General features: G+C 42.8%; 12 protein-coding genes and 2 tRNA genes. 11 read left to right on the forward strand and 3 right to left on the reverse strand.

The genetic code is table 11. The annotated features are described in order from the left end of the window. Positions 1-108 precede the first annotated feature (108 nt). The 3 genes from DYI03_RS12415 to DYI03_RS12425 all read left to right on the forward strand — a co-directional run bounded on the left by DYI03_RS12415 (position 109) and on the right by DYI03_RS12425 (position 2,494). Positions 109-768, forward strand: coding sequence for a ParA family protein (locus DYI03_RS12415; RefSeq protein WP_004358365.1), 660 nt, complete (start codon positions 109-111; stop codon positions 766-768). A gap of 205 nt (positions 769-973) precedes the next feature. Beyond that, complete coding sequence (locus DYI03_RS12420) at positions 974-1,483, forward strand: hypothetical protein (protein WP_021668123.1); 510 nt, start codon at positions 974-976, stop codon at positions 1,481-1,483. Between the two features lie 315 nt (positions 1,484-1,798). After that, entirely contained in the window at positions 1,799-2,494 is a 696-nt protein-coding gene (locus DYI03_RS12425) for a four helix bundle suffix domain-containing protein (RefSeq protein WP_021668122.1), read from the forward strand. Positions 2,495-2,659: 165 nt separating this feature from the next. On the opposite strand, the gene DYI03_RS12435 is transcribed toward DYI03_RS12425, so the two are convergent. Next, complete coding sequence (locus DYI03_RS12435; RefSeq protein ID WP_021668121.1) at positions 2,660-3,307, reverse strand: HAD family hydrolase; 648 nt, start codon at positions 3,305-3,307, stop codon at positions 2,660-2,662. Between the two features lie 744 nt (positions 3,308-4,051). On the opposite strand from DYI03_RS12435, the gene DYI03_RS12445 reads away from it, so the two are divergent. The 8 genes from DYI03_RS12445 (at position 4,052) to DYI03_RS12480 (ending at position 13,571) form a co-directional block, all read left to right on the forward strand. After that, entirely contained in the window at positions 4,052-4,465 is a 414-nt protein-coding gene (locus DYI03_RS12445; protein ID WP_004358361.1) for a hypothetical protein, read from the forward strand. Positions 4,466-4,709: 244 nt separating this feature from the next. After that, positions 4,710-4,862, forward strand: a complete 153-nt coding sequence (locus tag DYI03_RS13535; RefSeq protein WP_154655480.1) for a hypothetical protein — start codon at positions 4,710-4,712, stop codon at positions 4,860-4,862. Positions 4,863-4,934: 72 nt separating this feature from the next. Beyond that, positions 4,935-6,137 (forward strand): L-serine ammonia-lyase, encoded by a 1,203-nt coding sequence (locus DYI03_RS12455; protein ID WP_021670394.1) that lies wholly within the window; start codon positions 4,935-4,937, stop codon positions 6,135-6,137. A 368-nt stretch (positions 6,138-6,505) separates the two neighbouring features. Continuing rightward, positions 6,506-7,420 carry a phosphate acyltransferase gene (locus DYI03_RS12460; protein ID WP_021670393.1) on the forward strand — a complete coding sequence of 305 codons (915 nt, stop codon included), beginning with the start codon at positions 6,506-6,508 and terminating at the stop codon, positions 7,418-7,420. A 4-nt stretch (positions 7,421-7,424) separates the two neighbouring features. Next, a complete protein-coding gene (gene buk, locus DYI03_RS12465) occupies positions 7,425-8,489 on the forward strand; it encodes a butyrate kinase (protein WP_021670392.1) in 1,065 nt (354 codons plus the stop codon). 975 nt (positions 8,490-9,464) lie between these two features. Further along, the gene (locus DYI03_RS12470; protein ID WP_036859593.1) at positions 9,465-10,178 is read left to right on the forward strand and encodes a DUF2975 domain-containing protein; all 714 of its coding nucleotides are present in this window, start codon (positions 9,465-9,467) and stop codon (positions 10,176-10,178) included. Positions 10,179-10,390: 212 nt separating this feature from the next. Further along, a complete protein-coding gene (locus tag DYI03_RS12475; protein WP_021670387.1) occupies positions 10,391-10,606 on the forward strand; it encodes a helix-turn-helix domain-containing protein in 216 nt (71 codons plus the stop codon). 151 nt (positions 10,607-10,757) lie between these two features. Continuing rightward, complete coding sequence (locus DYI03_RS12480) at positions 10,758-13,571, forward strand: M16 family metallopeptidase (RefSeq protein WP_025064856.1); 2,814 nt, start codon at positions 10,758-10,760, stop codon at positions 13,569-13,571. Between the two features lie 1,203 nt (positions 13,572-14,774). Here the strand turns inward: DYI03_RS12480 and DYI03_RS12485 are convergent. Continuing rightward, positions 14,775-14,846: transfer RNA gene (locus DYI03_RS12485), tRNA-Glu, on the reverse strand. A 30-nt stretch (positions 14,847-14,876) separates the two neighbouring features. Continuing rightward, positions 14,877-14,963 (reverse strand) — tRNA-Ser (locus tag DYI03_RS12490). Positions 14,964-14,979 lie beyond the last annotated feature (16 nt).

The raw sequence follows: 14,979 nt of genomic DNA on the forward strand, positions 1-14,979 counted from the left end.
CCTTTCTGACTTGTCGGATAGAGAAAAAGATTCTGTTACAATTTAATGTGTCGTCTTTTGAATTTAGAATGATGAAATAAAAATAAATAAAACAATATAAATTAAGAAATGAAAAATATTAAAGTAGTATTTGCCAATCAGAAAGGTGGGGTAGGGAAGAGCACTTTGTGCATGCTTTTCGCCAATTATTTATCGTGGAAGCGCAAACCCGTGTGTATTATTGACACCGACTTACAGAAGTCTATCATGATGCAACGCCAGAAGGATTTGCAAATTTTCGACGAGGAAGAACCCTACGTTGTGCAGAGTTTCGATGTCAATGAACCCGAATTGATGCAACAGTTGATGGATTCAGCGTCCGAAGTAGAAGGTTTTGTGCTTTTCGACTCCCCTGGTAATGTCAGCGAGGACGGTCTTGTTCCGCTTTTCACCAATGCCGATTACATCGTTTGCCCTTACGAATATGAGGACAAGACGTTAGATTCTACAGGTGTTTTCGTTCAGGTCATCAATGCTTTAAAGGCTGCCAATCCTGAGATGCACGCTCAAATTTTCTTTGTTCCTAACCGCATCGACCCTCGTATTGGTACGAACGATGAACAGCGCATGTGGAATTCTACTAATGATATATTTTCACAGCTCGGCAAGGTAACGCCAATGGTGAATAGCCGTGCCACTTTGAAGCGTATCAACACTTTCGAACTCCTTGCTACTCAGCGCGAAGCCGTGAAAGGGGCGTTCGAATATATGATAAAGAGAATGAAGTAAGCCTTCCCCAACCCCTCCGTTGGGAGGGGAGTGGAAGATATAGAACCTAGGAAAACTAGAGGAACTAGGGAAACTAGGAGAACTAGGAAAGCTAGAGGAACTAGGGAAGCTAGGAAAGCTAGGAAAACTAGGAATCCTAGGAGGCTAGCAAAACCTATTTCTTAGAAAAAAAGCAAAGACAAAAGAAAACAAAAAACAAAATATTATGGCAAAAAAGAAAACAAGTGTTACATTGCCTGGTGGAATCCAAAGTTTGGTCAATCAAGTGCAAGGAACTGAGAAGCCTGTTGTGGCGCCTTCAGTGCAAGAAGTTGAAAAAGAAGAAGTTAAAGAACTCTCTCCCGAACCTCTACACGCAGCACCTGTGGCTGCTCCGCAGCCTGTTCACGACGAGAAAGACCGTTCGGCACCTGCCGCAAAGAAGTTGCCGAAGGCCGAAGGCAAGCAGTTGGCGCACGAGTACACACAGATGAAGGAAGATGGAAAAGACAGTTGGGAATTGTTTTTGGAACTCGCCAAAGACTATAAGTTGCGCGATTCACGCCTTGCCACCGTCTATATCGATTCCGATTTGAAGAGCGTTCTCGATAGATTGAAGTCTGCCAACAGCATTAAAATGCCTTCTACGGCGTTGCTCAGTGCCATCGTTGCCCGCTTCGTCTTCGACCACGAACGCAATATAAAGGAAGCCATTTTTGGCGAAAGTTTGTTGTAAAAGCATCGAAAACCTAACGCCTCCCCCAGCCCCTCCGTTGGGAGGGGAGTGTAAACTAGGGAGAACTAGGGGAACTAGGGGAACTAGGAATTCTAGGATTTCTAGTTTTCCTAGTTTTCCTAGTTTTCCTAGTTCTCCTAGTTTTCCTAGTTTTTCTAGTTGTCCTAGGGTTTCTAGTTCTCCTAATCCCTGGCAGCTGCGAATATTTTCTACTCTTAATTTTTTTTTGCAATTCTCGCCTTATTATTGTATCTTTGTAATCTAATATAAAACCGAAGAAGAACAATCAACGTTCGGAGCATAAAAAACAAGATCATGGTAGCGATAAAACAAGGCGAAAGGCAAGGCGAAAGGCAAGGCGAAAAAAAGGTTTTGGGCGATACAACCGATTGGCATGATTTGTATTTTTATCAAAAGGCCGATGCAGTTTATCAGCTTACTTTTGTGTTTTGCCAACGCTTTTTGCCTCCATACGGCGACCGCACCCTCGACCAAATGGTTCAGGCGGCACGTTCGGGTAAGCAAAACATTGTTGAAGGTATTGAAGACGGAAAGACTTCTACCGAAATGGAACTCAAGTTGCTCAATGTGGCACGTTCCAGTTTGCAGGAATTGCGCGAGGATTATCACGACTTTTTGCACACTCGGGGGCTTTGCCTGTGGGATAAGCAGCACCCACGCTACGACAAAATGCTGACTTTTTGCCGCTCGCACAACACTTTTGAATATTATGCACCGATGAAAGAGAAGTGGAATGCTGAAGAGTTTTGCAACACAATGATAACGCTCTGCCACTTGACCGACCGTATGATGTGTAAATATCTTGATTTTCTGCAAAAGCAATTTGTGGAGCAAGGCGGAATAAAGGAGAGAATGTATGCTGCTCGCACGGGCTATCGGCAGGAACAGGACAGATTGCTCGCTACGCTAAAAGCGGAAAACCAAGCGTTAAGGGCTGAAAATAATGCTCTCAAAGCTGAAATCGAGGTGTTGAAGCAAGAAAGAGAATAGGGGGGCTAGGGAAACTAGGAGAACTAGGAGGGCTAGGGGAACTAGGAGAACTAGGAGGGCTAGGGGAACTAGGAGGGCTAGGAGAACTAGGGAAACTAGGAGAACTAGGGAAACTAGGAAAACTAGGAATCCTAGGAGGACTAGGAAAAACTAGAGCCCATTCTGTTAAGGGTGGGGGAGGTGCAATAGTTCCTGAATACCATCGATTAAGCAATCGGCTCCTGCGGCGATTAGTTCCTCTTTCGTCCCATTTCCATAGGTTACGCCACAGGTTTCAACGCCCGCATTGCGCCCCATGAGAATGTCGAATTTGGTGTCGCCAATGACCAAAGCATCGGCAGGCGCGATTGAAAACCTCTCTAATGTCTTCGTAACGGGTTCTCCATTGGGTTTCGGAAACGTAACATCGTTAGCCCCAAGCATATAACTGATGCAATCGTTCAGCTGCATTTCATCGACAAAGGCAGCCAACGAGTGGTGGTGGCGACTACTTGCCAAGGTCAGAATGGTCCCCTTTTCGTGTAGCGTTCTGAGCGTTTCAATCACGTTTGGAAAGGGTGGTACCGCTCCTGGGATATTGTTACGGTGGAAAATTTCGCTGTAAACATCGGCACATTCTTCCGCCTTTTCGTCCGTCATGGGGATAATCGACGAGAAACATTCCGCCAAAGGCAGTCCGATTGTTGCTGCACATTCCCTGCGAGAGCGTTGGGGCAGTCCCATTTTTTCAATTGTTTCCAACATCGTGTTGGTAATCAGCAATTCCGAATCGCCCAAAGTGCCATCGAAATCGAATATCATTATTTTCTTCATTTTCTTTTTTTTGTCTTGTTGGGGTGCAATTTTTCTGCCTCAAAAAGGCTGCGGTCGCCACTTCTCCAAGTTACAAAGTTACAAAAAAATATGGAAATAATCCCCTTGTTCTGCAAAAAACTATATATGTAAATCCTTAAAGGTGGGTTCTAAAAAGTAAATTTCACCGAAACCAATTCGATTGAGAATTGCTTTCGAAGATGAAATCTATGCTTTTGCAAGAAGAAACAGCCTGTTTTTAGCTTCAAAACAGCCTGTTTCTTTTTGGAAAGAAATAAATAAATCATCATAACAGACAATGCTCTATCGATTTTCCATAGAGAATTGTCTGTTTTTTTTGTGGCTTCATCAAAATTTTCATAGCAGTTTCCGTTACCTTTTTTGCTGTTAGGAACGTGATAAATCACGCCCCTACGACAAAAATCACGCCCCTACGACAAAAACCACGTCCCCTGCACAAAAAAATCATGCCCTCTACATGGATTTGGTGGACTGCTATCCTGCCATTCTGCTATTTTTTTTGCGATTATAAGAAAGTTTAACTATAAAAAATTTGCGATTGAACATATATTGCACATTTAGCTTTTACTTTTGCGATGTAATTCTTGGCTTTCACGCAGTAGGCTTTATGCGGTGTGTCTGCTGCGGTTGGCTGAGAGTTATTTAACCTTAATATGGTGGCAAACTGTGTTTCAACGGCTTACGGCGCAGTTTCCCCTTTAACTTTACATTTAAAATAGGATTATGACATTAACCAGAATGACCCAAGTAGGCGGCAAATGTTGGTCGCACGAAGATGTAGGAAGGATGAAGTCGGTTTTGGTGGCTGACTTTTCTGATTTGATGAATCGCAATTCCGACGAAGGATTGCATTGGACAAGTACTAAAACCGATTTGATAGAGTTGGCTCATATTGTTTGGGAGACGGGCGAATTGGTCGATGAATATGGGCGTCCGCTCAGTTTTTCAGACATATCGGCACGCATCTGCTGTGTTTTGAACCTCACCCCCACACCCAATCCGTGGACTTTTTACGACCGAGTGCTGACACGGAAGAACATTAAAGTGCGCTCCGTCCTCGAACGCTATCTGCTTTTATATAAGAAAGGTGGAATTTTAGACCCCATGCGGCTGGATATAAAGCGACAAAATGTGTAGAATGAATAGAGTTTCATGAATAAAAACTAAATTTTAGCTAAAAAAATGAGGGTTTCTTTGGTGTGTTTTTTCAATAAAAACATTGCCATTGAAACCCACTTTTTTATTGCTTGGACGATGGCTGGTGTTCGCAAACAATAATCAAAGCGATAGGAAAATAAAAATAATGGTTGGCAAATTGATAATCATCTACTTTGGAAAGGGAAGCAACAAGGGCGGAAGACAATATTTTTTACGAAAAAAAATGCTTGTAATTCGTAAAATATTCCTTACTTTTGCAAACGTGAAAAAAGTCGCCAACGCAAAAATAAGCAATAGCTATGCTTTTGCAATCGGCACACGAAGTATCGTTTATGGTGGTTTTAGGAGCCACCTTGATAAAGAAAGAATGCTCTAATAAAGAATGAACGCCCCCACAAATCCCATTAAATAAAGGTGTCATTTCGCAAAAAACAGGAGTTAAAGAAACATGAATTCGTTAAAAGAAATATTCAGAATTGGCAAAGGACCTTCCAGTAGCCACACAATGGGGCCTGCTCATGCAGCCGAAATCTTTGGCAGTCGCCACCCCGAAGCACATAGTTTTGAGGTAACCCTCTATGGTTCGTTGGCAGCAACGGGCAAAGGTCACTTAACCGATGTCGCCATTGTGGAAGTGTTGTCTGCGATTGCTCCTGTGGAAATACTTTGGGAACCCCACAAAGTGTTGCCCGTGCATACCAACGGAATGCTTTATCGTGCGTTAGATGCCGATAAAAACGTTACCGACGAGTGGACTGTTTACAGCGTTGGAGGTGGTGCTTTGTCGGAAGGCAAGGGCAAAGCCGACCAATTCTATGTTGAACCCATCTACGAACTCACCACCATTCAAAAAATTCAAGAGTGGTGCGAGAAAAATGGGCGAGGCTATTGGGAATATGTAGAATACAGCGAAGGTCCTGAAATATGGGATCACCTGCGCGAAGCGTGGCATACCATGAGGGAGGCAGTAAAGAATGGATTGGAAAATGAAGGCGTTTTGCCCGGTCCGTTGAACCTTTCGCGCAAGGCAAGCAACTATTTCATTAAAGCCAAAGGCTACAAACCGAGCCTTCAAGCCCGTGGAATGGTCTATGCCTACGCCTTGGCAGTGAGCGAAGAAAACGCATCTGGCGGTACGATAGTAACTGCTCCAACCTGTGGTTCGTGCGGTGTTGTACCAGCAGTATTGTACCAATATTCCACAGCCGATGGTTTTAGCGAACAAAAAATATTGCGAGCCTTGGCCACAGCAGGTTTGTTTGGCAATGTTGTGAAAGAAAACGCTTCGATTTCAGGTGCAGAAGTAGGTTGTCAAGGCGAGGTAGGAGTGGCTTGTGCTATGGCTTCGGCAGCTGCTTGCCAATTGTTTGGCGGTACACCATCGCAAATTGAGTATGCCGCCGAAATGGGATTGGAACACCACCTTGGCATGACGTGCGACCCCGTCTGCGGTTTGGTGCAAATTCCTTGTATCGAGCGCAATGCTTTTGCGGCTTGTCGTGCCATCGATGCGCAGCTATATGCTAATTTTAGTGATGGTCGCCATCGCATTTCGTTCGACAAAGTGGTGAATGTAATGAAGAAAACAGGGCATGATTTGCCTTCTTTGTACAAAGAAACCAGCACAGGCGGCTTGGCATTGGAGATATAAAAGAGTAGGGGAGGCTGGGGGGGATGTTTTTTTTCTAGTTCTTTCTAGTTTTCCTAGTTCTCCTAGTTTTCCTAGTTTTCCTAGTTCTCCTAGTTCTCCTAGTTTTCCCTAGTTCTTCTAGTTTTCCTAGTTTTCCTAGTTTTCCTAGTTTTCCTAGTTCTCCTAGTTTCTCAACTCTCAACACTCCACTCTCCACAAACTCCGCTTTAGAAAATTACACAAAGACAAGAGAATTTGCAGCTTTATATTAATTTTCTGAAAAAATAAAAGGAGAAAATAATGCGAATTTTGCCACTTTAATTCCTTTTTTGTAACTTTGCGACCTATGCAGAAAAACCCATTTTTTTTCTTAAATAACGATTAATCAAATGGACAAAGATACACAAAGAATATCCGATTTCAGACAATTGGTTCATCGTTTGAACGAGATAGGAGACAAAAAGAATATTGCTATCGTATGGGCAGAAGACGACCACACCCTCCAAGCCGTAGCAAGGGCAGCGGAAGCAGGATTTGCCAACCCCATACTCGTATGTTCAGAGCAAACAGCCAAGGCATATAGTGGAAAATATGAAACCGTTGTGGCGCAAAACCCACAAGAGGCAGCAGAAATAGCCGTACAAATGGTGAAGCAAAACAAAGCCGATGCACTCATGAAAGGCTTCGTTAATACCGATGTTTTGCTAAAAGCAGTGCTCCATAAAGAACACGGAATTTTGCCAAAAGGGAATGTTTTGACACACATTACAGCAGCAAAAATAAACGATTATCCCAAGATTTTATTCTTCACAGACCCAGCCGTTCTGCCTTTTCCAACGCAAGAACAAAGGGTGGAACAGGTGAAATATCTATCCCATTTCTGCCATGCTTTCCATGTAGAGCAACCCAAAATTGCCCTCATTCACTGCTCTGAAAAAATAGACGAGCGACATTTCCCCTACACACAAGGCTATCAGGAAATAAAAAAAATGGCTGAAAACGGAGCCTTTGGCAATTGTATCGTAGACGGACCATTAGACCTGAAAACATCATGCTCGCCAGAAGCATTGGCAACAAAGAAAATAGAATCACCCATAAAAGGCGAAGCTGACGCACTTTGTTTCCCCGATATTGAAGCAGGCAACGTGTTCTACAAAACCATTACGCTTTTCTCGCAAGCCGAAACAGCTGCCGTTTTGCAAGGAACCGACGTTCCCGTAGTCTTAGCCAGCCGAGGCGACAGCGTAGAATCGAAGTTTTACAGCATGGCATTGGCAGCAATCATCTCAAATAATAAGCAATAACAGAATGACATTCAATATATTAGCGATAAACCCAGGCTCTACATCGACAAAAATTTCGGTGGCGCACAACAACGAATTGCTCTTTGTAGAGGACATCAAACATTCGCGCGACGAGCTCGCACACTATGAAACCATTTTCAACCAATACGAATTTAGAAAGCAACACATATTAAAGGAACTCGAAAAACGGAATATTCCGCTCGATTTCCATGCCGTTGTAGGTCGTGGCGGATTGGCAAAACCATTGGAAAGTGGCGTATATGCCGTCAATCAACAAATGGTAGACGACCAACGAACCGCTCTCCACCAACACCCATGCGACTTGGGTTGCAAGTTGGCATACGAAATAGCATCGCTCATACCTGGCTGTAAAAGTTACATTGCCGACCCAGGTGTAGTGGACGAATTAGCTCCCGAAGCCCGAATTTCAGGACTTCCCGAAGTACCACGCATATGTATTTGGCACGCATTGAACCAAAAAGCAATCGCAAGAAGATATGCTGCCGATAGGAATACCACCTACGACAAACTCAATCTTATCATCTGTCATCTCGGCGGAGGTATCTCCATTGCAGCCCATCAACACGGAAAAGCCATCGATGCCAACAATGCTTTGGACGGAGAAGGACCATTTTCGCCAGAAAGAACAGGCACTTTGCCTATGACAGACATCATAAAAATGTGTTACCACAGCGGATTAACCGAAGAACAAATGATGCACAAAATTTGTACACAAGGCGGACTCTTAGCCCATTTGGGTACAAACGATTTCCGAATTATTAAAGAACGAATTGACAACGGAGACGAAAAAGCACAATTAGTCTTCTCGGCTATGATATGGCATGTGGCAAAAGCAATCGCCGCAGAAGGAGCCGTATTGTGTGGGAAGGTAGACGCCGTACTGCTTACAGGCGGACTTTGTTACAGCAAACGCTTGGTGAGAGAACTAAAAAAGCGCATTTCATTCCTCGCACCCGTCGTTGTTTACGAAGGACAAGACGAAATGCTCGCATTAACCGAAAACGCACTCGCAGCATTGAGCGGTAAAGTGGAAACAAAACAATATTAAGGTGGGTACTTTGTAGGGGCGTGATTTATCACGTTCCTATCCGCAAATTTTAGTGTATTAGGAACGTGATAAATCACGCCCCTACAAAGTTACTGCTACTAATCGAGTGTGTTCGCACACGAAGCATTGATTTGGGTCAAGAAAACATAGATTTCACAGAAAAGTAACATGAAATATTTTTCAGAAAATAAAAATCGTTCTACCTTTGCAGTGTCAAAAGACAAAAAGGTTATTAGATTGTTTAGGTTAATAGTAGTAGATTTAGATTTTAGTTGAATGTTTAAGGTAAGAACAAAAGAGATTGTTCAGGAAGAAAATAGGAATTAGTACATAGGTAAAATTAGATTTTAAGATTTGGATAACAATTGATGCAAGATTAAGGGGGAACGCCGAGAGGCGCGAACCTATAATCAAGCACAAAGAAACAAAAACGCTCAGCCGAAAGGTTGAGCGTTTTTGCATTTGCAAATAGCCTATTTTGCATTTTCAAATAGGCTATTTTGCGTTTTCAAATAGCCTATTTTGCATTCGTAAATAGCCTATTTTGAAACGCAAAACAATAGGAAATGATTTTCAGTATAATTTTATTCTTATTGAATTAAAAATTATTGTTAAACAATAAATAATTACCGATAAATATTTGGAGGGAATGAAAATAATATCTACATTTGCAGCGTGATAGGAGGAAAAACCACATCACAGCCTTTCACCTTATATATATAGGGCGAAAAAAGAGCGATTTGGTTAAGCCACACGCAGCATGCAAATGAGTGAAACGAAATTTGTACATGCTCGTGGCGAGAAATAGAACCTTTCGAGCAATGATACTTTGTAGGGGCGTGATTTATCACGTTCCTAATACACTAAAATTTGCGGAGAGGAACGTGATAAATCACGCCCCTACAAAGTATCATAACTTGCCAGAAGGCAGCTATTTTGCACTTTGAAAAAGAACAAAAACGTAAAAAAAGAACGATGAATAAACGATTAAATTTTTACTGTTCAACGATGCTCGGCATCATGTTGGTCATCATGATGTACACGCTCTATGTCACAGGCGAAATGTTTGGACGTGCATGGGCAACGACCGACATTATTTACGAGGCGAAAGAAAAAGTCGAAAAAGACAAGAACTACGCTAAGACGGCAGAGTATAAACAAATTATGCAGCACGACAAAGATGTTCAAATGCGTGGCAACATGACGAATATCTCCTTGGGAGTGGATTTAAATTCTAATCCTATCCTCGTGAAAAACGAAAAGACGGGCAAACAAGAAAAGGTGTGGGTTACAGCGTTAGATGTTGTTAGTGCAATGCCAAGTATGCTGCAAACCACCAAAAATATCACCTTTTTCGGTCTTATCGTGCTTTCGGTGATGATGTTAGTTTTTAGTTTCAAACTCATTTCACATTTCCGAAACGTAGAAAACATTTTCTCGTTAGAGAATTTGAAGTTAATAAAGAAATTAGCATACACCACTTTGGCGTTCTACCTCCTCTTTTGGGCGACCACTTTTGTCGAAGTCTATTACGCATCGAAAGCCTTCGAACTACAAGGTCGCACAATCGACTACATCAGTTCGATTGATATGCCAAACGGACTCTTCGAAGTGCCACTGCTCTTCATCATCTATGAAGTGTTTGCCATAGGCGTTCGCATGAGAGAAGAAAATCAATTAACAGTATAGGTGGGTTAAAAAAAATTACCACCGTAATATATAACTTTAAATAATGGGTTACGTTTCACTATCTTTTGGCTTTTTTATCGACCCAAATCGTCAGTTCGCTCGGTCGCATAGTCCACTATGTTCCCTCGCTCACTGCCCATTTGAGTTCAATAAAAACCTCAAAATAAAGTAAAGCTAATTTTAAAAAACCACCTATAATGAAAGGATTGAACATGATAATTGTAAACCTTGACGTAATGATGGCAAGGCGAAAAATGTCGCTGAACGAGCTTTCTGAACGAGTAAACATTACCCTTGCCAACCTCTCTATACTGAAAACAGGAAAGGCAAAAGCCGTGCGTTTCACTACACTCAACGCCATTTGCGAAGCCTTAGAATGCCAACCAGGCGACCTCTTAGAGTTCAGAGAAGGCGAACAAGAAGAATAAGAAATAAAAATTAGGTTATATAGTGAATTGAGAAGGTAACAGAATGATGGGAATCTTGCCCGAAACATGCAGCAAACAAAAGGCAAGGCTCGCTGGTCAATCCCCACTCACACGAAAAAAAGAAAAAGAACAATCAACAAATAAACAAACAATGAGAATTAAACACCTTTTTATCGGTGCGCTCTTGTTCCTCGCAACAGGCGCAACAGCACAGAACGAAATGGCAGGAATGCCACCCGCTCCTGTGGACGCAGCAGTAAAAGTAGGTCATCTTGACAATGGCTTGACTTATTACATTCGTAAAAACAATTACCCAGCAGGCAAAGTAAACTTCTACATTGCCCAAAAAGTAGGTGCTATACAAGAACGTGACGACCAAGACGGCTTGGCTCACCTTCTCGAACACATGGCTTTCAACGGCTCAACCCACTTCGCTGACGACTCTGTTGTGAAGTTCATGGACTCAACAGGTGCAGGTTGGAACGCTTATACCACTGCCGACCACACCGTTTACTATTTCACAGGCGTTGCTTCCGACCGTCCTGCGCTCGTAGACTCATGTTTGCTCGTGTTGAGCGACTGGTCAGAAGGATTGACATTGACAGAAGACCAAATCGAAACAGAACGCGATGTGGTACACAACGAATACCGTGGACACAACGCCATGCAACGTTTGATGCGTGCAGCCAATGCCGACCTCTTCCCAAATAGCATTTACGGAAAGCGCACCGTCATTGGTAGCATGGACGTTATCGACCATTGCAACCCTGAAACCCTCCGTGCTTACTATCGTAAATGGTACTTCCCAGGCAACCAAGCCGTGGTAGTAGTAGGCGACATCGACCCTGAAAAAATAGAAGCATCTATCAAGAAACTATTTAGCGGACTTCCTGTAAACAAAGAAGCAACAAAAGCAACACCAGTCTTGATTGAAGACAACGCAGAACCACTCTTCGCCTTCGGAAGCCACCAAGAAGTAACACAAACTTACTTCCAAATGTATCGCAAGATTGACTACGTTGCACCACAAGAGAAAGCTACCATTGCTTACTTCATGATGGACCCATTGTACGAAATCGTCAATACAATGTTCAACAACCGCATGCAAAAAGTTTGCCAAGAACCTAATTCAAACTTAGTAGGCGTGCAAGCAATGATGGGCAACTATGCAGGTACAGCCCTTACACGCGATGCAGAACAAATCGTAGCAGTTCCACGCCCAGGCAAAGACAAGGAAGCCTTCAACGAAGTATTCCGTGAAATGAAGCGAGTAGGCGAATTTGGATTTACAGAATCAGAATTTAAACACGCAAAAGAGGCTTACATGGCATCTTTGGAACAAGCTTACACCAACCGCGCTACTATTACCAACGATGCACACGCTCAAAAACTCATCAGCAACTTCCTTGGCAACGAGCCATACGCTACCATTGAGCAACGATATGAAATGTTCAAACAAATCATTCCAATGCTCCAATTGGCAGAAATCAACGAAATGGCAAAGGAACTCATCAATGTTAATGGCAAAAACTTTGCAATGAGCATCATTATGCCTGAGAAAGACGGCAAGACAACATTCACAAAAGCCGACCTTCCAACCATGTTTAAGAACGCAAGCGCACAAAAAGTGGAAGCGTACATCGATAATACAAAGGAAGAACCAATGATGACAACAATGCCAAAGGCTGGTAAAATCGTCAGCGAAAAGGCATTAAACCAATTCGGTGCAAAGGAATTGACACTCTCTAACGGCGCAAAAGTAATCTTGAAAAAGACCAACCTCAAAGCCAACGAAATCCTTATGTCAGCCACAGCACCAGGTGGTACAAGCATTACCAAGAACGAAAGCCTCGTTATGAAGAAACTCTTCCCAGAAATCGGTATGATTCACGGATTGGGTACAAAGGGTTTGAACGACCTTAGCAGCATTGCACAAACAAAAATGACAAGCATTGACGCAAGCGTTAGCAACGATATTCACTCTCTCCAAGGTGCTACCAACAACGAAAACGTGGAAACTCTCATGCAAATGATTAACCTCAGCTTCACAGACGTGAAGAAAGACGAAGGTTTTCTCCAACTCATTGCACAATACTTGAAGGGAAAAATGGCAACAAAAGCCAACGACCCAGACGCTGTTATGGAAGACTCTGTCGCTTATTACACACACAGTAAGAAACTCGAACACCTCTCTCCAGATGCAAGCGATTTCGATAAAATAGATTACAATCGTGCTACCGAAATCTATAAGCAACTTTTCAGCAACGCAGGCGAATTTACATTTACCTTCGTAGGTAGCTTCGACGAAGCACAAATACGCACACTCATCGAAAAGTACATCGCATCGTTGCCAGCAAGCAAGGCAAAATCTGACCTTACTGACACACGCTACTACACCAACGGTAAAGTACAAAAGACCTTCAAGTTCAAAATGGCTACTCCACAAGACAAGACCATCGACTTGTATCGCTCAGATAAGGTGGAATACAACCTCGCAAACGCATTGAACGCTCGTGCTTTGGGACAATACTTGGGCAACAAAATGTTTGAAATCATTCGTGAAAAAGAAAGCGCAGTCTACACTCCTATGCCAAGTGCAGAACTCGAAAGCGACCTTACAGGTCATTATTTCAAGATTGAATGCGAATTGGCAACCAACCCAGAGAAGACTGATATTGCCAACAAACTCGCAAAAGAAATCATCTTTGACGCTCAAACAAAGATAACAAACGAAGACGTAGCTCGTGTGAAAGAAGCAATCCTCAAGAACCACCAAGACGCTGTGAAACGCAACGGATACTGGTTGAGCGTACTTTCTGACTACGCTATTTACGGAGTTGATAAGGCAAATTCATTCGATGCAGTCATGAAAGCCATGTCACCAAAAACATTGGGCGAAGTTGCCAAGCAAGTTCTCAAGACTGGCAACCACGTTCAGGTTATCATGAAGGCGGAAAAGAAGTAAAATCCATTGAGGGCAACGTGTAGGGGCGTGATTTTTTCGCTTTGCTCAACAACTCGTATCACGTTCCTAATAAGCAAACCATACGCAGGTTGTTAGGAACGTGGTGAACCACGCCCCTACAAAGGAAAATAAATTTTCTTTGCGCTCGTTTGCAATCTCTTTGTAGAAGATATAGCTGCACTCGTTTGGCAACGTGTAGGGGCGTGATTTATCACGTTCCTAATAAATAAACCATACGCAGGTTGTTAGGAACGTGGTGAACCACGCCCCTACAAGGGAAAATAAATTTTCTTTGCGCTCGTTTGCAATCTCTTTGTAGAAGATATAGCTGCGCTCGTTTGGCAACGTGTAGGGGCGTGATTTATCACGTTCCTAATAAGCAAACCATACGCAGGTTGTTAGGAACGTGGTGAACCACGCCCCTACAAGGGAAAATAAATTTTCTTTGCGCTCGTTTGCAATCTCTTTGTAGAAGATATAGCTGCACTCGTTTGGCAACGTGTAGGGGCGTGATTTATCACGTTCCTAATAAGCAAACCATACGCAGGTTGTTAGGAACGTGGTGAACCACGCCCCTACAAGGGAAAATAAATTTTCTTTGCGCTCGTTTGCAATCTCTTTGTAGAAGATATAGCTGCGCTCGTTTGGCAACGTGTAGGGGCGTGATTTATCACGTTCCTAATAAGCAAACCATACGCAGGTTGTTAGGAACGTGATAAATCACGCCCCTACAAAGGGTGAAAACGCAGCAAATTGATGTTCTTTCACCCCTTTGCCGCCCTCAATCAAAACAAATTAGTATCTATTTTCATAAATCTATATAATGACAACGTCCATTCCCGAGACGTTAGGTTTATATTTGAGGTATTCCCCATGCTGAGAAGCTAAGGAATACAGGCAACGAACAACTGAGAAGCTCTTCGTTACCGACTTTTTAAATAGAAAACTGCCGTTCCAAACAACATAAATCCATATTTCGGACGGCAGCTTTTCTATTTTTTTTTATTCTCAAAAATCTGCGAAAAGCGTGTGGAACATCAATAAAAATCACCTATAATTCATCAGAAATATGGAAATTTTTGCTGCAAACTTGCTGCTGTTGGGCTGCACGATAGCTGTTGCTATGCCCTTACGGTGGTAATTTTTAGCACCCACCTTAAAACAATAAAAGCTCTACAAACCATGTTTGTAGAGCTTCGAGTGTAGTCGGTACGAGAATCGAACTCGTATGCCAAGATTGAGAATCTTGTATCCTAACCGTTAGATGAACCGACCTTGGTTAGTGTTACTTCTCATAAAAAAAAGCGGAAGGAGGGGGATTCGAACCCCCGGTACGGTAACCCGCACGTCAGTTTAGCAAACTGGTGGTTTCAGCCACTCACCCATCCTTCCAGTCAGGGCTCGATAG

The sequence above is a fragment of the Prevotella disiens genome (assembly GCF_900454955.1).
Lineage (GTDB): Bacteria > Bacteroidota > Bacteroidia > Bacteroidales > Bacteroidaceae > Prevotella > Prevotella disiens.

Bases quoted from the DNA above. Each gene is read 5' to 3' on its own strand.
- DYI03_RS12415 (WP_004358365.1), top strand. From the start codon at position 109: ATGAAAAATATTAAAGTAGTATTTGCCAATCAGAAAGGTGGGGTAGGG.
- DYI03_RS12420 (WP_021668123.1), top strand. From the start codon at position 974: ATGGCAAAAAAGAAAACAAGTGTTACATTGCCTGGTGGAATCCAAAGT.
- DYI03_RS12425 (WP_021668122.1), top strand. From the start codon at position 1,799: ATGGTAGCGATAAAACAAGGCGAAAGGCAAGGCGAAAGGCAAGGCGAA.
- DYI03_RS12435 (WP_021668121.1), bottom strand. From the start codon at position 3,307: ATGAAGAAAATAATGATATTCGATTTCGATGGCACTTTGGGCGATTCG.
- DYI03_RS12445 (WP_004358361.1), top strand. From the start codon at position 4,052: ATGACATTAACCAGAATGACCCAAGTAGGCGGCAAATGTTGGTCGCAC.
- DYI03_RS13535 (WP_154655480.1), top strand. From the start codon at position 4,710: ATGCTTGTAATTCGTAAAATATTCCTTACTTTTGCAAACGTGAAAAAA.
- DYI03_RS12455 (WP_021670394.1), top strand. From the start codon at position 4,935: ATGAATTCGTTAAAAGAAATATTCAGAATTGGCAAAGGACCTTCCAGT.
- DYI03_RS12460 (WP_021670393.1), top strand. From the start codon at position 6,506: ATGGACAAAGATACACAAAGAATATCCGATTTCAGACAATTGGTTCAT.
- buk (WP_021670392.1), top strand. From the start codon at position 7,425: ATGACATTCAATATATTAGCGATAAACCCAGGCTCTACATCGACAAAA.
- DYI03_RS12470 (WP_036859593.1), top strand. From the start codon at position 9,465: ATGAATAAACGATTAAATTTTTACTGTTCAACGATGCTCGGCATCATG.
- DYI03_RS12475 (WP_021670387.1), top strand. From the start codon at position 10,391: ATGATAATTGTAAACCTTGACGTAATGATGGCAAGGCGAAAAATGTCG.
- DYI03_RS12480 (WP_025064856.1), top strand. From the start codon at position 10,758: ATGAGAATTAAACACCTTTTTATCGGTGCGCTCTTGTTCCTCGCAACA.